Annotated in this window: 18 protein-coding genes; 5 read left to right on the top strand and 13 right to left on the bottom strand. The window is 75.4% G+C overall.

Annotation, left to right across the window (positions count from 1 at the left end; all coding sequences use genetic code 11):
* Positions 1–13: 13 nt before the first annotated feature.
* Both D1J63_RS10885 and D1J63_RS10880 read left to right on the top strand, forming a co-directional pair.
* Positions 14–1,591, top strand: a complete 1,578-nt coding sequence (locus tag D1J63_RS10885; RefSeq protein WP_206210503.1) for a class I adenylate-forming enzyme family protein — start codon at positions 14–16, stop codon at positions 1,589–1,591.
* A 176-nt stretch (positions 1,592–1,767) separates the two neighbouring features.
* Positions 1,768–2,325 carry an NAD(P)H-dependent oxidoreductase gene (locus D1J63_RS10880; RefSeq protein ID WP_318023158.1) on the top strand — a complete coding sequence of 186 codons (558 nt, stop codon included), beginning with the start codon at positions 1,768–1,770 and terminating at the stop codon, positions 2,323–2,325.
* Positions 2,326–2,739: 414 nt separating this feature from the next.
* Here D1J63_RS10880 and D1J63_RS10875 read toward each other — a convergent pair whose 3' ends face one another.
* The 9 genes from D1J63_RS10875 to D1J63_RS10835 all read right to left on the bottom strand — a co-directional run bounded on the left by D1J63_RS10875 (position 2,740) and on the right by D1J63_RS10835 (position 15,910).
* A complete protein-coding gene (locus D1J63_RS10875) occupies positions 2,740–3,954 on the bottom strand; it encodes an FAD-dependent oxidoreductase (protein ID WP_241235546.1) in 1,215 nt (404 codons plus the stop codon).
* Positions 3,951–5,348: an FAD-dependent oxidoreductase gene (locus D1J63_RS10870; RefSeq protein WP_241235545.1), complete on the bottom strand. Its 1,398-nt coding sequence runs from the start codon at positions 5,346–5,348 to the stop codon at positions 3,951–3,953. The genes D1J63_RS10875 and D1J63_RS10870 overlap by 4 nt, the downstream gene beginning before the upstream one ends.
* Positions 5,345–7,465 (bottom strand): molybdopterin oxidoreductase family protein, encoded by a 2,121-nt coding sequence (locus D1J63_RS10865; RefSeq protein WP_125628734.1) that lies wholly within the window; start codon positions 7,463–7,465, stop codon positions 5,345–5,347. Before D1J63_RS10865 ends, D1J63_RS10870 begins: the two co-directional genes overlap by 4 nt.
* Positions 7,455–8,834, bottom strand: a complete 1,380-nt coding sequence (locus D1J63_RS10860) for a nitrate/nitrite transporter (RefSeq protein WP_125628733.1) — start codon at positions 8,832–8,834, stop codon at positions 7,455–7,457. The genes D1J63_RS10865 and D1J63_RS10860 overlap by 11 nt, the downstream gene beginning before the upstream one ends.
* A 74-nt stretch (positions 8,835–8,908) precedes the next feature.
* The gene (gene pcaB / locus D1J63_RS10855) at positions 8,909–10,297 is read right to left on the bottom strand and encodes a 3-carboxy-cis,cis-muconate cycloisomerase (protein WP_125628732.1); all 1,389 of its coding nucleotides are present in this window, start codon (positions 10,295–10,297) and stop codon (positions 8,909–8,911) included.
* Entirely contained in the window at positions 10,294–12,270 is a 1,977-nt protein-coding gene (locus tag D1J63_RS10850; protein WP_125628731.1) for an FAD/NAD(P)-binding protein, read from the bottom strand. The genes pcaB and D1J63_RS10850 overlap by 4 nt, the downstream gene beginning before the upstream one ends.
* 103 nt (positions 12,271–12,373) lie before the next feature.
* The gene (locus tag D1J63_RS10845) at positions 12,374–13,942 is read right to left on the bottom strand and encodes a class I adenylate-forming enzyme family protein (protein WP_125628730.1); all 1,569 of its coding nucleotides are present in this window, start codon (positions 13,940–13,942) and stop codon (positions 12,374–12,376) included.
* A 105-nt stretch (positions 13,943–14,047) separates the two neighbouring features.
* Positions 14,048–14,602, bottom strand: a complete 555-nt coding sequence (locus D1J63_RS10840) for an SRPBCC family protein (protein ID WP_125628729.1) — start codon at positions 14,600–14,602, stop codon at positions 14,048–14,050.
* A 330-nt stretch (positions 14,603–14,932) separates the two neighbouring features.
* Positions 14,933–15,910 carry an NADPH:quinone reductase gene (locus D1J63_RS10835; RefSeq protein WP_125628728.1) on the bottom strand — a complete coding sequence of 326 codons (978 nt, stop codon included), beginning with the start codon at positions 15,908–15,910 and terminating at the stop codon, positions 14,933–14,935.
* A gap of 223 nt (positions 15,911–16,133) precedes the next feature.
* On the opposite strand from D1J63_RS10835, the gene D1J63_RS10830 reads away from it, so the two are divergent.
* The 3 genes from D1J63_RS10830 to D1J63_RS10820 all read left to right on the top strand — a co-directional run bounded on the left by D1J63_RS10830 (position 16,134) and on the right by D1J63_RS10820 (position 17,796).
* Entirely contained in the window at positions 16,134–16,577 is a 444-nt protein-coding gene (locus D1J63_RS10830; RefSeq protein WP_125628727.1) for a GNAT family N-acetyltransferase, read from the top strand.
* A 135-nt stretch (positions 16,578–16,712) separates the two neighbouring features.
* Positions 16,713–17,153 carry a hypothetical protein gene (locus tag D1J63_RS10825; protein ID WP_125628726.1) on the top strand — a complete coding sequence of 147 codons (441 nt, stop codon included), beginning with the start codon at positions 16,713–16,715 and terminating at the stop codon, positions 17,151–17,153.
* Complete coding sequence (locus D1J63_RS10820) at positions 17,140–17,796, top strand: disulfide bond formation protein DsbA (protein ID WP_277601460.1); 657 nt, start codon at positions 17,140–17,142, stop codon at positions 17,794–17,796. The genes D1J63_RS10825 and D1J63_RS10820 overlap by 14 nt, the downstream gene beginning before the upstream one ends.
* Positions 17,797–18,019: 223 nt before the next feature.
* On the opposite strand, the gene D1J63_RS10815 is transcribed toward D1J63_RS10820, so the two are convergent.
* The 4 genes from D1J63_RS10815 to D1J63_RS10800 all read right to left on the bottom strand — a co-directional run bounded on the left by D1J63_RS10815 (position 18,020) and on the right by D1J63_RS10800 (position 25,347).
* Positions 18,020–19,282, bottom strand: coding sequence for an MFS transporter (locus D1J63_RS10815; RefSeq protein ID WP_125628725.1), 1,263 nt, complete (start codon positions 19,280–19,282; stop codon positions 18,020–18,022).
* Complete coding sequence (locus D1J63_RS10810) at positions 19,275–20,570, bottom strand: ATP-grasp domain-containing protein (RefSeq protein WP_125628724.1); 1,296 nt, start codon at positions 20,568–20,570, stop codon at positions 19,275–19,277. The genes D1J63_RS10815 and D1J63_RS10810 overlap by 8 nt, the downstream gene beginning before the upstream one ends.
* A gap of 203 nt (positions 20,571–20,773) precedes the next feature.
* Positions 20,774–21,310, bottom strand: coding sequence for an NADPH-dependent FMN reductase (locus D1J63_RS10805; RefSeq protein ID WP_125628723.1), 537 nt, complete (start codon positions 21,308–21,310; stop codon positions 20,774–20,776).
* Positions 21,307–25,347, bottom strand: coding sequence for an ATP-grasp domain-containing protein (locus tag D1J63_RS10800; RefSeq protein ID WP_164712790.1), 4,041 nt, complete (start codon positions 25,345–25,347; stop codon positions 21,307–21,309). Before D1J63_RS10800 ends, D1J63_RS10805 begins: the two co-directional genes overlap by 4 nt.
* Between the last annotated feature and the right edge of the window lie 283 nt (positions 25,348–25,630).

The following is a 25,630-nucleotide window of genomic DNA, read 5'->3' as shown; positions in this document are numbered from 1 at the left end:
AGGAAGAGTCCTGATGTTTATGGTTCCGAAAAGCAAGAAGTTCCTCTATCTCGGGGTGATGTCCGAGCAGGCCGCGAAGAAGTACGGCGACACCCCGATCACGCTCGACCACGAGATGGACGCCTTTCCCGACACGGGCCGGAAGTTCACCGTCTCGGAATTCGCCGACCTGGTCGCCGCCACCGCCGACCGGCTGTGGGCGGCCGGCGTGCGCCCCAGCGAACCCGTGGCCGTGCACAAGACCTCCAGCTTCGACATCACCGTGCTGGCGTGCGCCGTGGCCCGCATAGGAGCCGTGCCGGCGATGCTCTCCCCGCACCTGGACGGGGAGACCGTGGGCAAGCTCCTGGAGCGGCTGGAGCGGCCCACCCTGCTCACCGACGAGGCCAAGCTCACCGGCACGCTCGCGGGGCTGCCGCTGGGCGAGCTGACCGCGCGGGTCGTCACCGCGACCGGCTCCCACCCGGACGCCGTCGCCCTCGCCGACCTCGCCGGCGCACCCGTGCGGCGGCCGGTGCTGCTCGCCCCCGACCAGCCCGCCCTGATGACCCACACCTCCGGGACCACCGGCGTCCCCAAGCTGGTGGTGCACTCGGCGCGTTCGCTGGGCGCCCGCGGCAGCTGGCAGGACAAGGTCGTCTCCTTCATCCGCAAGCGCGAGACGGTCGCCATGCACGTCTCCTACGTGCACTCGCGGATGTACCTGGGTCTCGCCGTGCTCCAGGCGCGCGGCATGCCGATGGTGTTCATGAACGACGCCACCCCGGCCCACGTGGCCGACATCCTCGCCGAGCACCGGCCGGGCGTGCTGGAGACCCACCCCAACTCGTTCCTGGAGTGGGAGGAGATGCTGGACGACCCGCGCCGGCCGATCTCCAACGTCAAGTACTTCAACAGCACCTTCGACGCCATCCACCCCAGCACCATGCACAAGTTCCTGCACGCCTCCGACCGCCGCAGCCCCGTCTTCCTCCAGGTGTACGGGCAGAGCGAGTGCGGGCCGCTGGCCGCGCGCACCTACCGGCGCCGCAACGCCCTGAAGGCCGACGGCCGGTGCCAGGGCTATCCCACGCCGTTCATGACCAGGTACCGGCTGGTCTCCCGCGGCGGACAGCGCCCCACCAAGGAGAACCCCGGTTACATCGACGTGGCGACCGCCGGGCGGGCCCTGACCTACTTCGGCGAGCAGGAGCGGTTCGACAAGCAGGTCGTCGGCGGCGAGTGGTGGCGCGGGGGAGACGTCGGCTACCGCACCAAGTGGGGCTGCCTGCACCTGCTCGACCGCGAGGTCGACGTGATCCCCGGCGTCGAGTCCACCCTGGAGGTCGAGGACGCGGTCCTCCACCGGCTGGACGAGCTGACCGAGCTGGTCGTCGTGCCGGGCCCGGACAAGAAGCCGGTGCCGGTGGTCTGCACCCGCGGCGACAAGCCGCTGGACGCCGCGCGCTGGCGGGCCGCGGTCGCCGACCAGCCGACCCTGGGCGAGCCCGTCCAGCGCCGGCTGTCCGAGCTGCCGCGCACCGCCACCGCGAAGATCCGGCGCCTGGAGCTGGCCCGTCAGCTCGCGGAGGAACTCGCCCCCGCCCAGTGACCCGCGCGTACCCCGTCCGCCGGACCCGCCTTTGAGCGGGTCCGGCGGAGGTGTGTCGCATCGATTTTCTCGATACGGCTTGGAAACCCGCATGCGGGTTTGTTCTTCTGGTGAGGGAGGACGGACCGACCGTTGTTGAAAGGGCTGACATGCCGAGTGACCGCATCCGTGTGGCTGTGATCCTGACGAGCGTACGCAAGGGCCGCTTCGGCCCCACGATCGCGAACTGGTTCGTCGGCACCGCCGACCAGCGCGACGACGTCGAGGTCGACCTGATCGACCTGGCGGACTTCCCCCTGCCCACCGCTCTGACCGACGAGCCCTCGCCCGAGGTCGCCGAGGTGCTCGCCGCCTTCTCGGCCCGCCTGCACGGCGCCGACGGCTTCGTGGTCGTGACCCCGGAGTACAACCACAGCTTCCCGGCCTCGCTGAAGGCCGCCGTGGACTGGACCCAGAACGAGTGGCACGCCAAGCCGGTCGGCTTCGTCGGCTACGGCGGTCTCGCCGGCGGCCTGCGCGCCGTCCAGCAGCTGCGCCACATCTTCAACGAGCTGCACGCCGTCACCGTTCGGGACGCCGTCAGCTTCCACGGCCCCTGGGCGCAGTTCGACGCGGAGGGCCACCTCAACGACGGCGCCGACGCCGAGGCCGCGGCCAAGGTCCTCTGGGACAAGCTGACCTGGTGGGCGCAGGCCACCAAGGAGGCGCGGGCCAAGCGCCCGTACGACAACTGACGGGCGGGCCCGGCACGCACCGGGCCCCGCCCGCTCCGGCCACCGCCGCGCGCAGCGCTCCCCATCCCGGGGCGCCGCCGCGCCCGCCGTCCGTCCGCGCCCCCATCCCCGGCGCGGCCCCGGCCGGCCACCGACCACCCCCGTACCGCGGACCGCGCCCCATCCCCCCGCGCGGTCCGCGCAAGACCCCGCCGGGCTCCCGGCCCCTCACGCACCCGGGGGCCCGGCGAGGTCTGAGGGGGCGCACCACTTCGGACGCGTGCACCGGCGCACCGAACGAGGGCTCGTACGCCGGTGCACGACAGCAGCGGGGTCCGGCACGACAGGGACGGGTTGCCGGGCCCCGCTCAACCGGCCGCGGCCGGACGGCCACGCCCGCACAGGCGACGAACCGTCCGGCCGCAGGCCGTCCACTCAACTCCGCGGTGTCAGCAGCTCCTCGGGAGAGGCGGGCAGTTCGCGGCCGGTCAGGGACCGCAGCGTCGGGTAGGCGCTGGTGTCGCCGGCCAGGACCCCGCCGAGCAGTGTCCGGCCGTCCGCGGCCAGCACCACCTTGGCGTAGACCCCGGCCCGCCGGTCCTCGTGGACGTACTCCACCGCTCCCGGCTCGCGGGCGTGGGCGTCGCCGAAACCGGCCATCCGCACGCCCAGCAGCTTGAGTTCGGCGGAGGCGTCCGCGCCCGGAAACGGGCCGGCCGCGGTGCCGAGCAACTGCCCGGCCACGGTCTCGGCCATCCGGAAACCGGGAGCCGCCAGCCCGTGGCAGCGGCCCTCGACGGCCGCGCACTCACCGACGGCGTACACCCGCTCGTCCGCCGTGCGGCACCACGAGTCGACGAGGAAGCCGCCCCGCTCGCCGCGTGCCAGACCAGCCGGCCCGGCCAGTTCGTCGCGCGGCCGGACCCCGGCGGCGAAGACGACGAGGGCGGCCTCCAGGGCCGTGCCGTCGGCCAGCTCGACCCGGTCCACCCGGCCGTCCGGTCCCGCGCCGACCGCGCCGAGCCGGGACGAGCAGTGCACCCGCACACCGAGCCGGCCGACCGCCTCGGCCAGGAACCGGCCACCGCCCTCGTCGATCTGCTGGGCCATCAGCCACGGCGCCAGTTCCACCACGCGGGGCCGCATCCCGAGCGACCGCAGGCCGCCGGCGGCCTCCAGGCCGAGCAGCCCGCCGCCGACCACGACCGCGGGCCGCCCCGGCACGGCCGCCGCGCGGATCGCGTCGACGTCCTCCACCGTCCGGTAGACGAAGCACCCCGGCAGGTCGTGGCCGTCCACCGGCGGTACGAACGGCCGCGAACCGGTGGCGAACACCAGCGCGTCGTAGCCGATCACCGTGCCGTCGTCGCAGGTCACGGTCCGCGCCGCCCGGTTCACACCGGTGACCGTGGTGCCGGGCCGCAGCTCGAGGCGCGGGTCGGCCGTCACCTCCGGCCCGGCCAGAGCCAGGTCCTCGGGCGTGGCACCGCCGAGCAGCGAGGAGAGTGCCACCCGGTCGTAGGCGGCCCGGGGTTCCTCGCCGACCACGACCAGCCGCCAGCGCCCCTCCGGGTCCCCGGCCAGCATCTCCTCGACCAGCCGGGCCGCCGCCATGCCGTAACCGGCCACCACCAACGTGCGTGTCCTCACCGTGTCCCTCCCTCGGCCGGGTCGGCCGGCCGGCCGAGCGCCGCGCACAGCTCCCGCACGACGGGGCCGCAACTGCCGCACCCCGTCGTCGCGCGCGTGGCCGCGGCCAGTGCCGCCGCGTCCCGGGCGCCGCCGTGCCAGGCGTCCTTCAGTGTCTTCCTGGTGACGTTGTTGCAGTGGCAGACCACGGTGTCCTCCGGCGGTTCCCCGCCGCCCGTGTAGGTGCCGTCGGCGCCGGTCAGCAGGGCCAGCAGGTCGGCCGGGACGGGGGCGTCCCGGGCGTGCAGCAGGGTTACCGCGGCGACCGCCCGCGCCGAGCCGGCGACCACGCCGTGGCGGATCCGGCCCTCGCGCAGCACCAGCCGGGCGTACCGGCCCCGCGCCGGGTCCCGCAGCGTCACGGTCCTGTCGCCCTCCGCGCCGTCCCGGCCGGGCGGCAGCACGACGAGGTCCCTGCCGGGCAGGCGCGGGCGCAGCGCGTGCCGTCCGGCCCGGTGGACGGTGTCCTCGCCCGTGAGGATCCGGGCCAGCGTGTCCGCCTGCTCCCAGGCCCCGAGCACGGTCGCGCCGGGCGTGCCGTCCTGTTCGGCGCAGTCGCCGATGGCGTGGACGTGCGGGTCGGCGGTCCGCAGCCGGGCGTCCACGAGGACCCCCTCGCCCACCGGCAGCCCGGCGGCCCGCGCCAGCCGCGTCTCCGGCTCGGTGCCGGCGCACACCAGCACGGTGCCCGCCGCCAGGACCTCGCCGTCGTCCAGGACGACCTTGCCGGGCGCGTACTCGGCGGCCCGCCGGCCCAGCCGCAGGGTGACCCCCCGCTCGGCCAGCCACTGCGCCACGACGGCGCCGCCGGCCGCGTCCAGGTGCCGGTCCATCGGGTGTGCCGCGGGGTGCGCAAGCACCACCTCGTGCCCGGCCCGGCGCAGCGCCAGCGCCGCCTCCACCCCGCGCGTACCGCCGCCGACGACCACGACCGGCCCCTCGGACAGCGGACGGCAGTCGGCCGCCGCGCGCAGGAGGCGCACCCCCTCCGCGAGCCGGCCGTGCCGGTCGGTGAGCCCCGGCACGGCGGGCACCCGGGCCCGGGCGCCGGTGGCCAGGACGAGGGTGCCGTAGGGTAGTTCGCGGCCGTCCGCGGTGCGCACCGTGCGCAGCGCCCGGTCGACGCCGGTCACCCGCACCCCGGTCAGCAGCCGCACCGGCCCCGGCAGCGCCGGCAGCGCGAGCCGTTCGCTCTCCAGCGAACCGTCCAGCACCGAGCCCAGCAGCGCCCGGTGGTACGGGGCACGCGGTTCGGCGCCCACCACGGTGATCCCGCCGCCGTGGCCGTGGCGGACCAGGCGCTCGGCCAGGCGGTGCGCGGCCGGGCCGCCGCCCACGATCAGGACCCCGCTCACGACCGCTCACCCACCGGCGTCACGCGCACCGCGGACACCTTGAACTCCGGCATGCGGCTGCGCGGGTCGAGCGCGTCCCCGGTGAACAGGTTGGCGCGGGCCGCGCCCGGATAGTGGAACGGCACGAACACCGTGTCCTCGCGCGCGGTGCGGGTCACCCGGACCCGGGCCCGGGTGCTCCCGTGCACCGACTCCACCTCGGCGAGCGCCCCGTCGGACAGGCCCAGGCGCCGGGCGGTGTCGGGGTGGACCTCGACGAACGCCTCCGGCGCCGCCTCGGCCAGCTCCGGCACCCGGCGGGTCTGCGCGCCCGACTGGTACTGGGCGAGCACCCGGCCGGTCGTCCCGTACAGCGGGAACCCGGCGTCGGGCTCGCGGGCGGGCGGCCGGTGCTCGACGGCCGCGAACCGGGCCCGGCCGTCCGGATGGGCGAACCGGTCCAGGAACGCCCTGGGCGTGCCCGGATGGTCGCCGCCGGGCACGGCCGGGCACGGCCAGTGCAGCGCCTCCCCGGCGTCGAGCCGCGCGTAGCTGATCCCGGAGTAGTCCGCCGGGGCGCCCGCCGAGGCCCGGCGCAGCTCGTCGAAGACCTCCCGGGGCCGCACCGGGAAGCGCTCGGGGGGCTGGCCGAGCCGGACCGCGAGGGCGTGCAGCAGCTCCAGGTCGGTGCGGACCCCCGGCGGCGGACTCAGGTGGGCGCGCCGGCGCAGCACCCGGCCCTCGAGACCGGTGAGCGTGCCCTCCTCCTCGGCCCACTGCGCCACCGGCAGCACCACGTCCGCAAGCGCCGCCGTCTCGGACGGCACGAAGTCGGCCACCACCAGCAGGTCCAACGCGGACAGACGCTCGGTGACATGGGCGGCCCGGGGTGCGGAGACCACCGGGTTCGAGCCGAACACCAGCAGCGCGCGCGGTCCCTCGGGGGTGCCGAGGGAGTCCAGGAGTTCGTAGGCGCTGGGCCCGGGTCCCGGCAACGCGTCCGGGTCGACGCCCCACACGGACGCCACGTGCGCGCGGTCCGCGGGGTCGGTCAGCGAACGGTAGCCGGGGAGCTGGTCGGCCTTCTGGCCCATCTCCCGGCCGCCCTGACCGTTGCCCTGCCCGGTCAGGGTGCCGAAGCCGCTGCCCGCCCGGCCCGGCAGACCGAGCGCCAGCGCCAGGCCGATGAAGGCGGCGACGGTGTCGGAGCCCTTGCTGTGCTGTTCCGCGCCCCGCCCGGTCAGGACGTGGGCGCGGCGGGCCCCGGCGAGCATCCGCACCGCTCGGCGCATATCCGCCACCGGCACCCCGGTGACCGCCTCGACGCGCTCCGGCCACCAGGCGGCGCAGCTTTCCCAGGCCGCCTCGAAACCGGTGGTGCGGGCGGCCACGTACTCCTTGTCCACCAGCCCCTCGGTGACCGCCAGGTGGAGCAGGCCGAGGGCGAGGGCGAGGTCGGAGCCGGGGACCGGCTGGAGGTGCAGCGCGGCACGCTCGGCGGTCCGGGTGCGGCGCGGATCGACGACGACGAGGTCCGCCCGCTCCAGGTGGCGCATCAGCGGCGGCATGGTCTCCGCCGGGTTGGCGCCGGCCAGCAGCACCACGTCGGAGTCGTCCAGGTCGGTCACCGGGAACGGCAGCCCCCGGTCCAGGCCGAAGGCCGCGACCGTCGCGGCGGCGGCGGAGGACATGCAGAACCGGCCGTTGTAGTCGATCCGGCTGGTGCCCAGCGCGACCCGCGCGAACTTGCCCAGCGTGTACGCCTTCTCGTTGGTCAGCCCGCCGCCGCCGAACACCGCGACCGCGTCGGCGCCGTACCGCTCCCGGGTCCGGCGCAGCCGCCCGGCGACCAGGTCGAGCGCGGCGTCCCAGGAGGCCGGCGCGAGCACGCCGTCGGCGCCGCGCACCAGCGGGGTCAGCAGCCGCCCCGGGGTGTCGAGCAGGGCGGGCGCGGTCCACCCCTTCTGGCACAGACCGCCCCGGTTGACGGGGAAGTCCGGCGAGGGACGCACCCCCACCCGGCCCGGTCCGCCGGACAGCTCGGTGGAGCACTGGAGCGCGCAGTACGGGCAGTGCGTCGTCGTCTCCGGCACGTCCGCCGGGATTCGCGGGCCGCGCCCGCCCGCCTCACCGGACATGGGAGGACCGCACTCGGGCCGAGCCCGGCAGGGCACCGGCCGCGCCCGCGCCGCGCAGGTACACCACGCGGATCAGCACCGCGCAGAGCCCGTAGAAGCCGAGGAAGGCGTAGAACGCGGGCTCCCCGGTGCCCAGTTCGCCGTACGAGGAGCGGAACGCCAGGTTGATGGCGACGCCGCCGAGCGCGCCCACCGCCCCCGCGATGCCGATGACCGCCCCCGACAGCCGGCGCGAGCGGGCGAAGGCCGCGGCGGCGTCCCGCCCGGAGGTGACGGCCTCCTCCGCCTGCCGGGCGAACACCGCGGGAATCATCTTGTACGTCGAGCCGTTGCCGACCCCGCTCATCACGAACAGCGCGGTGAAACCGGCCACGAACAGCGCGAAGGAATCGCTGCGGGTGGCGACCAGCAGCACCCCGATCCCGCCCGCCATCCCGGCGAACGCCCACAGCGTCACCCGCGCCCCGCCCCACCGGTCGGCGACCCGGCCGCCCAGCGGACGTGCCACCGAGCCGAGCAGCGGCCCGAGGAAGGTGAACGAGGCCGCCTCCAGGGGCGACGAGCCGAACTGGTTCTGCAGCACCAGGCCGAAGGCGAACCCGAAGCCGATGAAGGAGCCGAAGGTGCCGATGTACAGCAGCGAGATCCACCAGGTGTGGGGATTGGCGGCGGCCTCGCGCTGCGCGCCCGGCTCGGTGCGGATCACGGCCACGTTGTCCATCCGCAGCGCGGCCAGCACCGACACCAGCGCGATCAACGGCAGGTAGCAGGCGGCCACGTAGGCGGGGTGGGTGTCGCCGAACGCCGAGATCACCAGCAGACCGAGCAACTGCACCGCGGCCACGCCCAGGTTGCCGCCGCCCGCGTTCAGGCCGAGCGCCCAACCCTGGTGGCGCTGCGGGTAGAAGGCGGTGATGTTCCTCATCGAGGAGGCGAAGTTGCCGCCGCCCGCCCCGGCCAGCGCGCCGATCACCAGGAACACCCACAGCGGGGTGCCGGGCCGCTGCACGAAGTACGTCGTCAGCCCGGTCGGCACCAGCAGCACCAGCGAGGCGAACACGGTCCAGTTGCGGCCCCCGAAGCGGGTCACCGCCCGGCTGTAGGGCAGCCGCAGCAGCGCGCCCGACAGCGTGGGCACCACCACCATGAGGAACTTCTCGTCCGGTGCGAAGTCCAGCCCGATCCTCGGCGACATGAACAGCACCAGGACCGACCACATGCTCCACACCGAGATACCGATGTGCTCGGCGGCCATCGACAGCACGAGGTTGCGCCGGGCGACGCGGCGTCCACCGCGCTCCCACCGCTGCTCGTGCTCGGGATCCCAGTTCTCGATCCACCGCCCTCGGGCGGCACCTGCGCGGGTCATCTTCTCCTCGGCTTTCCGGGGCGTCGAGCCGTGGCCCGGCGGGTCCGGGCGACGGCTTGCGGGGGGGCGGGGGGTCAGGACCGCAGGGCACGGTCCACCAGGGCGGTCGCGGCGCCGGTGTACCCGGCCGGGTCGCACAGCGCGGGCAGTGCGCCCGCCACCTCGGGCGGCAGTCCGGGCATCTCGCCCAGCACCTCGGCCAGCGGGCGGCCCGTCTCCCCGGCCTCCCGCGCGGCCTCCGTCAGCAGAGTGCGGGCGCGGGCTCTGCCGAGCACCGGGGCGAGCCGCGCGGCCACCCGCTCCGAGACGACCTGACTGGACGTCAGGTCGAGATTGGCGCGCACGCGCCCGGTACGGACCTGCAGGCCCTCGGCGAGTTCGGCCGCGGTGCGGGCCGCGCCGCCGGACAGCCGCAGGCACTCCCGCAGCAACTGCCACTCGGCGTGCCACGCCCCCGCGGACCGTTCGTCCTCGGAGACCAGGCACCCGGTCAGCGCCGCGGCGAGCGCCGGCACCTGGAGCGCCGCGGCACGCACCATGGTCGCCAGCACCGGATTGCGCTTGTGCGGCATCGCCGAGGAACCGCCGCGCCCCGGACCGCCCGGCTCCGCGACCTCCCCGATCTCGGTACGCGCCAGCGACTGCACGTCGACCGCGAACTTGCCGAGCGCGCCCGCCGTGAAGGCGAGCGCGGACGCCAGATCGGCGACCGGGGTGCGCAGCGCGTGCCAGGGCAGCACCGGCACGGCGAGCCCCGTCTCGGCGGCGAACGCCTCGGCCAGCTCCGCGGCGTACCCGTCCGGGGCGGGCTGCGGTCCGTCCGCCGCGTACTCCAGATAACCGGCCAGGGTGCCGGCCGCCCCGCCCAGGGAGACGGGGAGCCCGCCCTCCTGGATCCGGGCCAGCCGGGCGTCGGCGTCCAGGACCAGTGCCCGCCAGCCCGCCGCCCGCAGCCCGAACGTCGTCGGGACCGCGTGCAGGGCCAGGGTCCGGGCCACCGCGAGGGTGCCCCGGTGCCGCCCGGCCAGCGCCGCCAGCGCCCCGGCCGTGCGCGCGAGGTCCGCCCGCACCAGCGCGAGGGCCCGGCGGGCCACCAGCATGGCGCCGGTGTCGAAGACGTCCTGGCTGGTGGAGCCCTGGTGCACGTACTCCGCCGCCGACGGGTCCGCCTCGGCCACCACCGCCGTGAACGCCTTCACCAGGCCCACCACCGGGTTGGCGGTCTCCCGGGCGGCCAGCGCCAGGGCACGTGCGTCGAGGCGATCGGCGTCGGCGGCCCGGGTGATGGCCTCGGCCGCCTCCTTCGGCACTCTCCCCAGCGACGCCTGGGCCCGGGCCAGCGCCGCCTCCGCGTCCAGCATGGCCTGGAGCCAGGCCCGGTCGCCGGTGGCCGCCTCGACCGGCGACCCGGCCCGCACCGGCGACAGCAGCCCGTCGTCGGCCCAGGACGGCGAGGGGCTCACACGATCACCCCGTCGGGCAGGCCGGTGTCCGCGTCCACCGGCCGTACCCCGTCGGGCACCCGGGCCACCGGCGGCAGCTCCAGCACCGTGCGGGCAATGGCGTCGGAGTCGCCCAGGGTCACCGAGTCCACCCCGGGGCGGATGCCGGCCGCGGTCACCCAGTGCACCGACTCCGTCGGCACCCCGTAGGCGAAGCGCCGCGGGTGGGCCCGCCCCCGGCCGTCGAGGAGCCGGTAGGGGCGCTCGGTGACCGCCAGACCGCCGGTCTCGTAGTCACCGCCGCCCGCGCCCGCGATCCGGAACGGCGCGGCCTGGTCGGTGTCGAGCAGGTGCCGCAGCAGCGGGTCGTCGGTGCGCCGCAGGTCCGGCTCCGGCAGCCGGGCCTCCACCAGCGCGGAGGCCGCCACCGGTTCGCCCGGCACCGACGCCGAGTGCGCGATGAACAACTGGGCCGTGGTGTCGATACGCACCTGGGTGCCCGGACCCGTCACCGTCAGCACGCCGGCCTCGATCAGCGCGATCATCTCCTCGATCCGGGAGGCCGGCGGTCCGATCGACAGGAACGCGTTGAGCGGCGTGTACCAGCCCTCCAGGTCGTCGCGGTGCGAACCGCCCTCCAGGCCGCCGTGGTCGACCGCGAGCCGGATCTCGTTGCGCAGGTCGCGCAGCACGTCCAGGGCCGCCTTTAGCGGGCCGCTGACATTGCCCCGCCGGGACTCGGCGACGTCCTTGCGCAGGTAGTCCAGCAGCCAGCCGGTGAAGTCGGCGCGGTCGGCGAAGACGCGGTCGCCGTAGGGCCGCGACAGCCGCTCCCAGTCCCAGCGCTCGTCGGCCGCGATGCCGAACGAGTCCAGCACGGCCGCCGTGTCGGCGCCCGCCGCCAGGTACCGCTCGGCCAGTTTCTCGCCGCGCTCCCGCTCGCCGCGCGCGGCCAGCAGCGCCCGGTAGTAGACGCTCTGCACCTCGCGGGAGATCAGCGGCCACAGGTCGGTGCCGAAGTTCACCGGAGCGCCGGCGACCGCGCGCTCGCGGAGCGTGGCGATGTACTCGGGGGTGAGCAGCCGCGGGAAGTACCGCCCGGTGGCGCCCTTCTCGTTCTCGCCTCGCGCGTGGTAGGGGACGCCGCGGCGGGAGAACGCGAACAGCTTCGGCTCGCTGCCCGAGCGCCGGTACACCAGCCCGCCCTCGGCACGGCGCTCGAACCGGCCGCCGCGGCCCAGCGTGAACAGGGCCATGTGGTCGAAGAAGTTGAGGCCCAGACCGCGCAGCAGCACGTTCTGGCCCGGTTCGATGCCGCTGAGGTCCAGGTCGGCGGGGTTGGCCGGGGTGACGTAGGTCAGGTGGTGGATGCGGGCCAGGCTCGCGGTGCGGGCCTCGCGCGCCGACAGCCGGGCGGGTACGTGGCCCTGCGCCATGATGATGGCGTCCAGGTCGTTGAGCCGGGTGCCGTTCTCCAGGCGGATGCCCTGCGGGCCGCCCGGCACGCCGTGGGTGTCGGCCGCCGCGACCGCGCGCGAACGGTGCACCAGCACCTCGACGTGGGCGGGCGCGGACCCGGTGATGCGCTCGAAGCAGTCCTTCAGGTAGCGGCCGTAGAAGGCGCGCGTCGGGTAGGAGTCGGGGCCCAGCCGCCCGGCCTCGGCCAGGGTGGTGGCGTCGTGCCGCGTGGGATCGCCCAGCAGCGCCAGCGTCTGCGCCCACTCGTAGAGGCTCGGACCCGGCTCGATGGGGCCGTCGATGCCCGCGCTGTCGTCGGTGAAGACGGTGATCTGCGAGGCCACGGTGTTCATCAGCAGGTGCTGCGACTGCTCCGCGCGCCACACGGTGCCCGCGCCAGGCGCCGAGGGGTCGACGACGTGGACCGTGACCTTGCTGTGGGCGGGGGAGCGGCGCTCGTTGGCCAGCAGCCGCTCAAGCACCGACAGCCCGCGGGGGCCGGCACCGATGATGCAGACCTCGAGGGTGCTGTTCATCTGGGTGGAATCCGTTTCTGGGCGGGGGGACCGGCGGCCGGGTAAGGGGGCGGCCGCCGGTCCCGGGGCGGGAAGGGGGCGGGAACGGGCGCGGCGGTGCGGGTCAGCCGGCCGGGGCGTCCGTGATCAGACGCGCCAGCTCCAGGCGCTTGATCTTGGTGGTGGCGGTCTGCGGGAGGTCCTCCAGCCGCCACTGCACGGGCGCGCCGAGCGCCGGCAGGTCCACGACCGCGGACTTCCAGGCCAGTTCGTCCAGTGGCGCGTCGTCCTGCGTGCACACCACCGGCACCGCGCGGCCGTCCGGGCCGGGGATGACGATGACCTCGACCAGCTCCGGCAGCCGGGTGAACAGCTTGTCCTCGATCTCCAGGGTGGACTGCACCCCGGGGATCTCGTCCACCTCGCGGTCCAGCAGGTGCAGGCAGCCGAACCGGGTCCGGAAGCCCAGGTCGCCCATGCGCCACCAGCCGTCGTTGACCTGCTTCTGCCAGCGTCCGTGCTCCCCGAGGTAGGTGACGATCCGCCCGTCGCTGCGGACCTCGATGAAACCGGGATTCTCCTTGGAGACCGGCGCGCCGTTGCGGCTGACCACCCGCACCCCGGTCATGCCGGGGAACGGCACACCCACGCAGCGGCCGTTGAAGTCGGTGCCGTCCTTCAGGGAGTAGGTGCGCGCGGCGATCGGGCCGACCTCGCTCTGGCCGTACGCCTGCGCGAACCGCCGGCCCTTGCGGCGGGACCCCTTCAGCAGGGTGTTCACCGTGCGCGGGTGGATGGCGTCGAAGGTGCTGGAGAAGTACTTCACGTTGGCCAGCGGCCCGCGCGGATCGTCGGCCAGCACCTCCCAGCGCAGGAAGCTGTTGGGGTGGGCCTCGATGAACCCGGGCGGCACCTGCGCGAAGAGGTCACCGACGGTCGCCGGATCGTCGTCCCGCAGCACGATCAGCGGGTGGCCCTGGAGGATCGCGATGGGCATCGCCGTGAACATCCGCGAGTGCACGAACGACACGTGCACCGCGACGGGTTCGCTGCGGCGCACCGCGCTCTTCACGACGGTGGCCTGCGGGCGGTAGCGGGCCTGGAAGCTCATGCCGGTGTGCACGGCCAGCTTCGGCGTGCCGGTGGTGCCGGAGGTGTGGGTGATGAGCGTGGGGTGGTCGATGGGCATCGGCACCGCCGGCACCCGCTCGACACCGGCCAGCGAGGCGAACGAGACGGCTCCCTCGTGCTCGCCGGAGGCGAGGAGCACCTCGCGGGAGAGGTCGAAGACCTCGGCGGGCAGGTGGTGGTCGAGCTTGTCCCGGTCGGTGACCAGGAACGGGCGGCCGACCCGGCGGATCAGCTCGGCGACGGTGGCGCCGTCCAACTGCGGGGACAGCAGCACCGGGATGGCGCCGGTGCGGGCGACGGCACAGGCGAGGAGGGAGATGTCGAAGCCGTCGCTCTTGTGCACCACCACGTGGTCGCCGGGCCGTGCGCCGACCGACCACAGGCGGGAGGCGAAGTCGTCCACCAGGTCGGCCAGTTCGGTCAGCGTCGCGCGCCGTCCGAGCTGCGGGGCGATGTCGAGGTCGTGGTCGAGGATCACGAGATTCGCCGGATGCCTGGCGGCGGCCCGGTCGAAAAGCGTGCCGAGTCGAATTCCCTTGCTTCCTATTCGCTGGAGAAACATGTAACCGATCTCTCGTCCATGGCTGTGGAATCCTGAGGGGAGTGCGAATTGCTCAACTTCACGCCGGTGCGGGCGGACCGTGCCGGGCGGGGCCCGGAACGCGGGTCAGTCGGCCTCGATGACGGCCTTGATCCGGGCCAGCGTGTCGTCGAGGTCCTGGGCGAGCTTGGCGGTCCAGTCCACGACGAACCGCTTGCGGCCGTCCTCGTCGAGGTCCGCGACGATCTTGTGGATGCCGGCCGTCGCCTTGCCCATGCGGAAGTGGTGGATGAGCCAGGAGGTGCCGTCGCCGGCGTCCTCGATGTCGAAGCCCCACACGGATTCCTGGTCCTCACGGGCGTGCGTGAGCATCATCCAGCGGAAGGTCCGGCCGGGTTCGGCGGCCACCACGCGGGCCTCGGTGTACCAGGTGCCGCGCACCAGCGGGGCCCAGCCGACGACGTCCTCGCTGCGCAGGTTCTCGCCGCGGAAGACCGAACCGACGGCCGAGGGCGCGCCCTCGATCCACTCGCCGCCCATGCACTCGGGGCTCCACTCCTTGGAGCGGGCCAGGTCGCTGACGACGGAGTAGATCTTTTCCGGGGACGCCGCGACGCGAATGCGGGCGTCGAGTTCGAAGAGCGGGGAATTGTCGATGATGGTTTCTGTGTTGGCGGTCATGGCGGCAATACTGCCGACGGGCCGGGAAAGCCTGCAATCGAGCCGTTCGGGGTACGTCAAGTTCAATTCCGGCCCCGGCGACGAAAGTCGCGCCGGGCACCGGCCGGGTGCCGGAGGAATTCGGGGCGGGCGAATGCCGGGTAATCGAGTCCGGGCGGAAAGGGATGCGCGCCGGGGCGGGCTCCGCGAGACGGCCTGCCTCGCGGAGCCCGCCCCCGGCGTCGCCGTACGGGGCTGACGTCGTCGTACGGGGCTGACGTCGCGTACGGGCGTGGCGGTGCGCTCTCAGTCGCGTACGGGCGTGAGGCCGCGTACGGGCGTGGCGCGCTCTCAGTCGCGTACGCGCAGCACGAGTTTGCCGGTGACCTTGCCCTCGTCCAGCCGGCGGTGCGCCTCGGCCGCCTCGGCGAGCGGCAGCACCTCGGTGGCGCGGGGCCGCAGCCGACCCGCCGCCAGCAGACCGCCGATGCCGCGGGCCGCGTCGGCGAGGTGCGCCGTGTCCGCGTGCGAGATGGCGAAGCCGCGCACCGAGCGGTCCCTCAGGTACAGGGCGCCCACCGGCAGCACCGGCCGGGTGCGCAGACCGGCCAGGACCACGATCCGGCCCCGGCCGGCCAGCAACTCCACCGCCGTCTCCAGGTCGTTGCGCCCGGAGGTGTCCACATGGACGTCCACACCGTCCGGGGCGGCGGCCCGGATCAGTCCGGGGACGTCGTCCGCGCGGTAGTCCACGACCGTGTCGGCGCCCAGGGAGCGGACGTACTCCGCGTCGCGTGCGGCGGCGACCGCGACGACGCGCGCACCGGCGTGGACCGCCATCGTCACCAGGGCGCTGCCCACGTTGCCGGCGGCGCCGAGCACCGCGACGGTCTCACCGGCCCGGAGCCCGCCGTGCGTGAACAGCGCCAGGTGCGCGGTCGCGGCCGGGTGGGCGAGGGCCACGGCGTCGACCGGATCGACACCGTCGGGCAGGTGGTAGAGCCGGTCCACGGGGACCACCGCCCGCTCGGCGGCGGCGCCCTGGCGGCCGTCGTGGCCGAGGCTGTTGGACCAGACCCGGTCGCCGACGCGGAAGCGGGTGGCCGCGGCACCGGCCGCGACGACGGTCCCGACCAGGTCGCGGCCGATGACGAAGGGGAACTCCACCGGGGTGCGCCAGGCGCCTGAGCGCACGAAGGTGTCGACATGGTTGACGGCGCTCACCTCGACGTCGACCAGCACATCGTGCGGGCCCGGCGCGGGCGGCGGCAGCTCCCCGATCCGTATGAGGTCGGGGGAGCCGAGCTGGGTGATGTAGGCGGCACGCATGTTCACGGAGTCTGGCACCCGGGCGGGCCCCGGCGGCCGGGACGGCGGCGAACGGGGGCCAGGGTGTGTCAGGTCGGGGCCCGGGTGTGTCAACTTGGAGTGCGACGGGGGCCGTTCCCGGCTCGCGGCGCGGTCGGCGTGGGACGCCGCGGGCGCGGTCCGTGCCCGGCGGTGTGTCAACTCCGCACCGTCCGTCGGCCCCCGCGCTCCTACGCTGCCGCTCATGTCTCTCCCACCGCCCACGGACGTCACGCCGGGCGACCGGCGGATGGCCGCCCACGTACGGCCGCTGGTCCTGGCCCTGCGGCCCGCGCTCACCGAGGCCGAGTTCGACCGGTTCGCCGTCGAGGCGCACGCACAGGGACTGGTCTTCACCGCCGCGTACGACGAGCACGGCCACTGCGTGGCGGTGGCCACCCACCGCGTCCTGGCGACCAGCCGGGGCCGCGTCCTGTTCGTCGACGACCTCGTCACCGACCCCGCCCACCGCTCCGCCGGCGTCGGGGCCCGCCTGTTCGCCCACCTCGCCGCCCGCGCCCGCGACGCCCACTGCACACGCGTGGAACTGGACTCCGGCGTCACCAACCACCTCGCCCACCGCTTCTACCACGCTCGCCGCATGCGCGTCACGGCCCTGCACCTCGCCCTGGACGTCGCCGACGGATGAGCGCCTTTGCCGCGCCTTGGCCGGACCTCGACCACGCGCGCCGATCGTCGGCACGGCACACCGCCGCCGTACGCGCCGCAGCGAGCCGCGCTGCCGGCCCACCGGACTCGAACCAGGAAGCGGAAGACTCTCCCGATGAACGACCCCACCACCTCCCCGCGCCGGCCGGGGCATTCCGCCCCCGACGGGATCCCCGAGCTGACGGCCTCGCTGGCGCGGGACCTCACCACCGGCGCCTGGCTGCCCGGCCCCCTGGAGCGCCGGCTCGCCCGGCGTCTGCTCGACGCCTGCGCGGGCGACGGCGCCCTGACCGCCGACCGTCTCCGCGCCGTCCTCTGGGAGGGCGACATCGCCCTGACCCACGCCGGGGAGGGCCGCCTGGCGACCCTCTTCGCCCGGCTCGCGGCCTCCACGGCCCCGCCCTCGCCCAGCGGGCGGTCCCCGCTCGCGGCGCCGCCCCCGCCCGGGACCGCCGCCGAGGCGGCCGAAGACGCCCGTGAGAACGCCCGCGTCGGCGCCCTCGCCCTGATCGAACGCCTCGCCGAGGAAGGAACCGACACCCGTGTCCGTGACTGAGACCCCGACCGAGCCCCCGAGCCGCCCCGTCGCCGTCGACTTCTGGTTCGACCCCGTATGCCCCTGGGCGTGGATGACCTCGCGCTGGCTGCTGGAGGTCGCCGAGCGGCGCCCCCTGGACATCCGCTGGCGCCTGATGAGCCTGGCGGTGCTCAACGAGGGCCGCGAGGACCTCCCGGAGCGGTACCGGCGCCTGCTGACCGAGGGCTGGGCGCCGGTCCGCCTGGTCGCCGCCGCACAGCGCAAGTACGGCGACGAGGTCACCGGCCGGCTCTACACCGCGCTCGGCACCCGTATCCACGTCCAGGGCCTCGGCCCCACCCGGGAGGCGCTCGCGGGGGCCCTCCAGGACGCCGGGCTGCCCCCGGAGCTCCTCGACGAGACCGGTGTGGACACCTGGGACGCGGACGTGCGCGCCTCCCACCAGGAGGGCATCGACCACGTGGGGGAGGAGGTGGGTACCCCCGTGATCGCGCTGCCCGGACCCGACGGCACCCGCAGGGCGTTCTTCGGCCCGGTCGTCAGCCCCGCCCCGCGCGGCGAGGCGGCCACCCGGCTCTGGGACGGCCTGCTGCTCCTGGCCGCCACACCGGGCTTCCACGAACTCAAGCGCACCCGCACCCAGGGGCCGGTCTTCGACTGAGCGGTGGCGGGTGGGCGTCCACCGCTCACCGCACATCGCCGACCGGCCGACCGGCGACGGTGGAACGCGGCCGACGCGGCTCGGAGCCTTCGCCCCGGGCACGGGCCCCGCGCCCAAGGCTTCGCAGCCGCAGCCGCCCCCCACGGCCCGCGCCGCCCCGACCCCGTACCGGGCGGCGCGGACCGCCTGACGCGCCCCGGCCTCCACTACCGGGGCGCGCGTCTCATGCGCCGGCCGGCGCTGCCGCGGCCGGCCGGCGTTCCGGCTCCGGCTCGGACGCGGGCGGCGCCGGAACCCGCAGGGCGACCAGGCCGAGGACGGCGAAGAACAGCGCCCACCCCGCCCAGGCCGTCCAGTTCCCGCCCACCCCCACGCCGATCAGCGGCGGGCCCACCACCGTGGTGGCGGCGAACCCCATGTTGAAGGCGGCGAGATGAGCGGTGCGCCGGCCCTTCGGGATGTGCAGCAGCGCCGCCCCCGTGGACCCGGCGACGATCAGCAACTCGCCCAGCGACAGCAGCACCGCCGCCGCGACCACCACGGCCAGGTCCGGCCACCTCCCGCCCAGCACGGTCAGCGGCACCACCGCCGCGCCGAGCCCGGCCAGCAGACCGCCGCGGCACATCAGACCCCGGGCCCGCTGCAACCGCTCCGACCCCCGGCTCAGCCGTACCTGGAGCGCCACGACCAGCACCGTGTTCAGCAACTGCACCACCGTCACGCTCCACGGCGGCGCCTCGGTGCGCTGCACGATCCAGAGCGGCAGGCCGATGCCCAGCAGCAGCGCCGACAGCGTGAACGCCCCGTACAGGGCGGTGATCCCGAGGAACGCCCGGTTGCGCAGGATCCCGGCGCGCCGGTCGCCGGCCCGGCGCTCGGGCGCCACCGCCTCGGCGGGGAAGCTCCGGCAGATCACCGCGCAGCACAGGAACAGCACCGCGGACCCCAGCAGCACCGCCCGGTACACCCATGCCTCCCCGGCGGCGATCGCGACGCCCGCGGGCAGCGCCCCGGCCGCCATCCCGGCGTTGCGCAGCGTCCGCAGCCGCGCCAGCGCCCCGACCGCCCGCCCGTCCGGGACCCGGCTGATCAGCCCCGACTCGATCAGCGGGCCGATGCCGCGGCTGAGCAGCCCGGCGACCGCGGCGGCCAGCAGCGCCTGCCCGAAGGAGGCGACCGCGGCCAGCGCCACGAAGGCCGCGCACCGGACCGCGAACAGCACGCCCAGCACGGCGCGCACCCCGAACCGTTCGGCGGCCCGCGCGATGGGCATGGCGCCCAGCAGCGAGGTCACCCCCGAGGTGCCCAGCACCACGCCGACCTGGTGGTTGGTCAGGCCGGCCGCCTGGTCGAGGAAGAGCACCGACAGCGAGAGGTACATGCCGAGCCCGACCGCGTCGAACAGCCCGACGGCGTACAGCCCGCGCGCGGTACCGCCCCTGGGCGCGGCGGACGGCGCGGACCCGGGGACGGCCGCCTCACTCACGGTCGGCTCCGGTGGGCGCGTCGAACCCCGGCACCAGCCGGATGTCCAGGGCCTCCTCGACCCGCCGGGTCACCGCGCGGGCGGTGGCCACGTCCGGCGCCTTCACCAGGAAGCTGACCAGGTGCAGCGTGCCGTGCCGGCTCACCCGCTGGCCGGGCGAGAAGCGCGGGGCGACGTAGACCAGTTCGGGGAACGCCTCCAGCACCCGTTCGACGGGCGTCTGCGCGGCGATCCGCCACACGCCGACGGGGATCGGCACGAACCGGAGCAGGGCGACGCCGTCGAACTCCGGCAGCGCGCTGGGCGCCAGCCCGAGCGCGCTGCGCCCGATCTGGGCGGCGTAGTCGTACCCGGCCGCCGCCTCGAACATCACCGGCAGCGGGCCGCCCGCCCGCGCGTTGACCTCTATGATCTTCGGTCCCTCGTCGGTCAGCGCGATCTCGGTGTGCACCGCGCCCGAGGTCAGTCCGATCGCCCGGATCGCCCGGTCGGCGACGTCGGTGACGGCCGCCCTCGTGGCGGGGGCCAGCCGGCTGGGCAGCACCACGCCCTCCTCGGCGTAACCGTGCTCCAGCGGCAGCCGGTCGGAGACGGCGAGGTGGTACGCCGTCCCGGAGACCAGCAGCGACTCCACGCTGCAGTAGGCGGCGTAACCGCTGTCGCCGTCCGCCTCCAGCTCCATCCGCTCCTCCAGCAGGTACGCCTCGTCGGACTGGAGGAAGGCGGTTTTCTCGGCGCGGGCCGCCGTGAACGCGTGGATCAGTTCGGCGTACGTGGAGACCCGCCGCACGTTCTGGCTGCCCGCACCCAGCGAGGGCTTGAACACGCCGGGCAGGCCGACCCGGGCGGCGGCCGCCGCCAGGTCGCGTTCGCTGGTGATCACCTCGAACCCGGGGGAGGGGACGCCGCTTTCGGCGAAGAGCAGGCGTTGGCGCGCCTTGGACTGGGCGACGGTCACCGCCTCGGGCGAGTTGCCCGGCAGGCCCAGCCGGGCGGCTATCTCGGCCTGCGGGCGCAGCAGCAGTTCGGAGTAGGTGACCACGCCGTCCAGCGGCAGCCGGCCGTGCAGCGCGGCGGCGGCCTCGACGGCGGCCGGCAGATCGGCCGCGTCCAGGAACTCGCCCCGCAGCCCGCGCTCCTCCCAGGAGGCCCGCACGGGATCGGAGGGGCGCCAGGCGGTGACGTACACGACGCTGACGGTGTCGGTCAGGGTGGACAGTGAGTCGATGGCCTCGTCGGGGGCGAGGCCGCCGATCCCGGCGAGGAGCAGGAGGTGCGGGGAAGCCATGGGAGGGGACCTTTCACGAAGGGGCCACCGAAGGGGCCGACGGACGAGCCGCCGAAGGAGCAGGACAGGGCGGACGCGGGGACGACGGGGTGACGGGTGACGGGGCGGAGATGGACGACGGGGCGGACGGGGACACGGGGGGACGCGGCGGACGGGGACACGGGGGGCGCGGCGGACGTGGTGACGGGGCGCGGTCGAGTGGGTCAGGACGAGTCCGGCGCACGCGCCGGGAAGGACAGGAGCTCGGCGGCGAGCGCGTCCAGCCGCGCGTCGAGGAAGTCCAGCGCGGGTCCGGACACCAGGTCGGCCGCGGTGGTGGCCACATGGGTCGGAGCGGCCCAGCCGCCCAGCGCCCGCACCACCGTGCGCAACTGGTCGCAGGCGGTGCCCGCGCCGCGCGGACCGCCGCCCGCGGCGATCAGACCGACCGGACGGCCGGCCAGCGCGTCACCGGTCAGGTGGTCCAGGGCGTTCTTCAACAGCGCGCTGTACGAGCCGTGGTAGACCGGCGTCGCCAGCACCGCCGCCTCGCACCGGGCGGCGAGCGCCCGCAGTTGCGCGGTCTGGCTGCCGGGCGGCGGCTCGTCGTACTCCTCCAGGCGGTGCGCCTCGGGGAACTCCACCGCCAGGTCGACCAGCCGGAACCGGGACCCGCCCCGCGTCAGCCGCTCGCCCGCCCGCAGCAGGATCTCGCGGGACACCGAGTCCTTCGCCGCGCTGCCGAGGATGCCGAGGATCACGACCCCGCCTCCCCCGCCGCCGGTCCGGTCACGATCCGCACCTCGCGCTCGGCCCGGTCCACCAGCGCCGCCAGCCCCTCTGGGGTGTCGTGCGCGAAGACGTGGGTGCTGATGCCGGTGCCGGAGAACGTCGACGCGGGGACGGCGTCCCCGACCCGCGCCCGCACCGTGCGGGCGTGTGCGTCACCGGCCACCGCCGAGTCGTCGTACTCCAGCAGCCGGCCGCCGCCGCAGTAGTGCACCGTCCACCCGGCGTACGGGGCGACCGGTTCGCGGCGGCCGGCGAGGGGGTTCTCGCCGGCGTCCGCGAGGATCTTCGCGTGGCGCAGGTCCACGCCGTCGGTGGCCAGGAAGGCCTCGACGACACCGCCGCCGCCCGGCCGGGCGGCCACTTCGCAGAAGGTGAGGCCGCCCGCGGTGAGGAATGCCTCCAGGTGCAGGACGCCCGAGCGCACCCGCCAGGCGTCCACGACCTGGGCGAGCAGCCGCCCGGCCGCCGCGCGCACCGCCGGGTCGGCGACCGTGGCCGACGACAGGGGCCGGCCGCGTCGCAGCGCCATGGTGTCGCGGACGTAGGCGGAGACGTTCCACACCGGTTCGCCGTCGTGCACGACCGCGTCGATGTGGCACATCGGCGCGTCCACGAACTCCTCGCACAGGAAGGCGCCCGGCACGAAGTGCGCGCCCAGCCAGCGTTCCAGCTCCGCCCGGGTGGACAGGACGGCGACGCCCTGCGAGCCGGAGGCGGCGCGCGGCTTGACGACGATCCGGCCGTGCCGGCCGAACAGGGTGGTCACGTCCTCGGCGGTGTGGGCGAGGAGCCCGTCCGCGTGGCGGATGCCGTGGCGTCGCGCCAGGCGCTTCATCACCGCCTTGTCGATGAACCGACTTACCGCCTCCGGGCCCTCGCCCGGCACGCCCAGCAGCCGACGCAGCCGGGCGGCCGGCTCCAGCAGCCGCTCCGAGAGCGCGGCGACCCGGTGCACGGGGTGGGCCGCCCGCACGGCCCGGGCGAGGTGGCCGAGGGCGAAGTCGTCGTACAGGTCGGTGCGGACGACCAGGTCGGCGGGCCCGGAGGCGTCCTGAGCCGAGGTCAGGACGGACAGCCGGAAACGGTCCGCGGGCAGCACCGGCGAGGAACCGTCGGCGCCGGTCCAGGCGTCCGCGCCGAGCCGGTCCAGCAGCAGCACGTGGGTGCGGTCGTGCGGCGCGGTGCGCAGGACCACGGAGTCCGCCAGCCGGTCCGCCGCGGCCCGCGCCGCGTCGTGCCCGTCGGCCACCACGGTGTGGCGCAGCCAGGTGCCGGGCCCGCCCGCCCCGGTGACGTGCCCGGCGCGGGTGAGGACCCGCGCCCGGAACACGTCGGACCGGGCGCCCAGTTCGGCGGCGGTGCTCGCCTCCACGACCCGCAGCGGCCCGGCGGGCAGCGCCAGGGCGTGCTGCGCGGCGACCCGGTCACGGACCCTGCCGCGCGGCACCCGGCCGAGCGCGGCCTCGGCGACCGCGGCGACCAGACCGCGGGTGTGCACGGCGTCGTGGAGATCGATGACGGCCTCGTCGAGCCCGGGAAGCAGGAGGGGCCCGGCCGAGCCGTGCCCGACGCGGCCGCCTTCCGGCCCACCGCCCGCCACACCACCGGCCTTCGCGCCCCGTCCCGTGCCCCGGTCCGCCACGCCACGGTCTGCCACGGCAGGGGCCCCAGTGCCCCGGTCCGCCACGCCACGGTCTGCCACGGCACGGGCCCCAGTGCCCCGGTCCGCCACGCCCCGGTCCGCCACGGCACGGCCCCCAGTGCCCCGGTCCGCCGTGGCGCCGGTCCCGGTGTCGCCGTCCGCCGTGCCGTGGTTGGCGGTGGGGCTGGTTGCGGTCTCGGTGTCCGCCGTGCCGTCGTCCGCTGTGGCGCCGGCCTGTGCTCCGCCCTTTGCCGTGCCGTCGTCCGTCGTGGCGCCGGTCCCTGTGACGCAGTCCTCCCCGCCGCCGGCCCCCGTGCGGCGGGTCTTCGTGCCGCCCGCCGCGTCCTCGTCCGGCGCGACTTCGGCCGCCGCAGCCTCGTCCGGCGCGACTTCGGCCGCCGCAGCCTCGTCCGGCGCGTCCTCGCCCGCCGCGTCCCCACTCCCCGCGTCGGGCGCCTCCCCCGCAGGGAAGAAGCACCGCACCACCCCGTCGAGGCCGGCCTCCCGTACGGCGCGTACGGCGCGTTCGGTCAGTGTCGCGCGGGTCCCGGCGTCGAGTGCCGTAGGGCAGAGCCGTACGCCCGGCTTTTCGTCGATCACCGTGAGCGCCCGTACCTCGTCCCGGTGGGCGGTGACCACGACCGTGTGTCCGGGCACCGGGGGTGCGCCCGGCCGGGCGCCGGGACCGGGGGCGCCGTCCCGCAACTGCCGGGCGTACGGCGTCGCGGAGAGCGTGAGGACGCCGCGCACCGGCTCGGCGGCGTGCACCGCGCGGGCAGCGGCCCGGATTCCGGGGCCCGTGTCGGCGGTGTGCCACTGCCCCTCGCAGTGGCGGGCCCACAGCGCCCGCGCCTCCGCCTCGCCCTCCGGGCCCGACGTCCACACCACGCTGACCCGCGAGGTCACCGCACCCACGGCCGTCAGCGTCGCCTCGACCGGGTCGTCCGCGCCCAGCAGCACCAGCAGGTGTTCCCCGCCCGTGAAGCCGGCCGCGGGGGAGCCCTCGGAGACGGCCGGTGAGACGGCCGGTGAGACGGCCGGTGCGGCGGCGGTCACGGGGTCGGCCGCCGGACCGGCGGCTCCCCGCACCCCCTCCGCGACACCGGCGTCCCCGGCCGCTCCCGGAGCCTCGGCGCCCGCCTCCGGTGCCAGCTCCAGCGAGGCGAGGAGTCGACCCGCGGCCTCGGCGGCGGTCCGCGCCGCGTCCTGCGCCGTGGCGCCCCGGGCCAGTACGTAGCCGATCCGGTCGTGATTGGTGCGCAGCGCTCGTACCCGGTCCCCGGGCGCGACGGCGAGGTGGGTCTCGATGACGTCGGGCCCGAGCACGTCCGCCGGTTTGCCGCCGCGCACCACGGCCGCCACCGGGCTGTACAACTGGTGCAGCGCGACGACCGACTCGGGCGGCCCCGCCTCCTCCACCGGCTCCCCGGTGGCCAGCGCCATCAGGTCCCGGGTGAGCGAACGGCCCAGCGCGTACGACATCTGCCGGGTCACCACGTGCCCGGCGATCCGGCCGTTGAACTCGATCAACTCGGGTCCGGTCGGCGTGAGCAGGAACTCGGCGTGGACGGCGGAGCGGCGCAGGCCCAGCGCGCGGACGGCGTCCAGCACGAAGGCGCGGGCCGCCGCGTCCTGGTCGAGGCGGGCCGGGAAGTGCCCGCCGAGTTCGGCGGTCTGCCCGGTCGGCGCCGGGAGCCGCTCCGCGAAACCGAGCAGCACCGTGCGCCCGTCCGCCACCAGCAGTTCGGCGCTGACGTGCCGCCCCACGGCGTACTCCTCGACCAGGGCGCGCGGCGGAGCGCCGTCGCGGCCCGCCGGCACCCGGAGCAGCTCCGCCAGCGCGCGGGCGGCGTCTTCCCGGCTCCAGGCGACGGTGACCCCCACCGACCAGCCGCCCGCGGTGGGTTTGACCACCACGGGCAGGCCGATCTCGTCGACCGCGGCCAGCCCCTCGGCCCGAGTGGCCGCGACCCGCCAGCGCAGCGAGCCCACCCCGTGTTCGGTGAGCCGGGCGCGGACCGCGGACTTGTCGGCCAGGATCCGCGCCGCCGCCACCGACTCGTGGGGCAGACCGAGGTCCCGGGCCAGTTCGGCCACGGCGAAGGGGTGCACCTCGTCGCGGCAGATCACCCCGTCGGGCCTGGTCGGTCCGAGCCGGCCGCGCAGCCGCTCGGCGAGCCGTCCGGCGGCGGGATTCGCCACCTCCACCAGGCGGGCGGCGCGCGACGCCAGCTCGAATCCGGGATTTCCCCGATAGGCATCGAGATTGCCGGTGACGAAACTGACCTCGACACCCGCGTCCGCCATCTCCGCGACCATGTCGAATCCGCGGACGGACGTGGTCTCCACCAGAACAATGTGCACGCCGCTCAGCTCCCCGGCCCGATAGGTCCTGCGTTCCGCGCCAGCCTCCGCCCGGCCGTCCACACCTCTCAAGGCACCCCGGGGGAATGGGTCAAGTAGCCGCCGTGCAACCGCCCGTGACGAGCCAGGACACCCTTTTTCCGGTCCCGTCAACACCGCTGCCGGTAATTCCGCGAGTTGCCACATTGCTGGCTCCGGCTCGCACCGGGCCGGGCCGCCCGCCTAATTTCGGCGCACATCGCATTCGTTCGGAACATGCCCGTGAACGATCTCCGGAAGATCG

Origin of the sequence: Streptomyces sp. KPB2, from assembly GCF_003950055.1 — a bacterium.
In the GTDB taxonomy this organism is placed as follows: Bacteria; Actinomycetota; Actinomycetes; order Streptomycetales; family Streptomycetaceae; genus Streptomyces; species Streptomyces salinarius.
This window is presented reverse-complemented; position numbering and strand designations above follow the sequence as displayed.

Excerpts from the sequence above, each read along its gene's own strand:
- D1J63_RS10885 (WP_206210503.1), top strand. The coding sequence starts at position 14 with ATGTTTATGGTTCCGAAAAGCAAGAAGTTCCTCTATCTCGGGGTGATG.
- D1J63_RS10865 (WP_125628734.1), bottom strand. The coding sequence starts at position 7,465 with ATGTCCGGTGAGGCGGGCGGGCGCGGCCCGCGAATCCCGGCGGACGTG.
- D1J63_RS10860 (WP_125628733.1), bottom strand. The coding sequence starts at position 8,834 with ATGACCCGCGCAGGTGCCGCCCGAGGGCGGTGGATCGAGAACTGGGAT.
- D1J63_RS10850 (WP_125628731.1), bottom strand. The coding sequence starts at position 12,270 with ATGAACAGCACCCTCGAGGTCTGCATCATCGGTGCCGGCCCCCGCGGG.
- D1J63_RS10845 (WP_125628730.1), bottom strand. The coding sequence starts at position 13,942 with ATGTTTCTCCAGCGAATAGGAAGCAAGGGAATTCGACTCGGCACGCTT.
- D1J63_RS10840 (WP_125628729.1), bottom strand. The coding sequence starts at position 14,602 with ATGACCGCCAACACAGAAACCATCATCGACAATTCCCCGCTCTTCGAA.
- D1J63_RS10835 (WP_125628728.1), bottom strand. The coding sequence starts at position 15,910 with ATGCGTGCCGCCTACATCACCCAGCTCGGCTCCCCCGACCTCATACGG.
- D1J63_RS10830 (WP_125628727.1), top strand. The coding sequence starts at position 16,134 with ATGTCTCTCCCACCGCCCACGGACGTCACGCCGGGCGACCGGCGGATG.
- D1J63_RS10825 (WP_125628726.1), top strand. The coding sequence starts at position 16,713 with ATGAACGACCCCACCACCTCCCCGCGCCGGCCGGGGCATTCCGCCCCC.
- D1J63_RS10810 (WP_125628724.1), bottom strand. The coding sequence starts at position 20,570 with ATGGCTTCCCCGCACCTCCTGCTCCTCGCCGGGATCGGCGGCCTCGCC.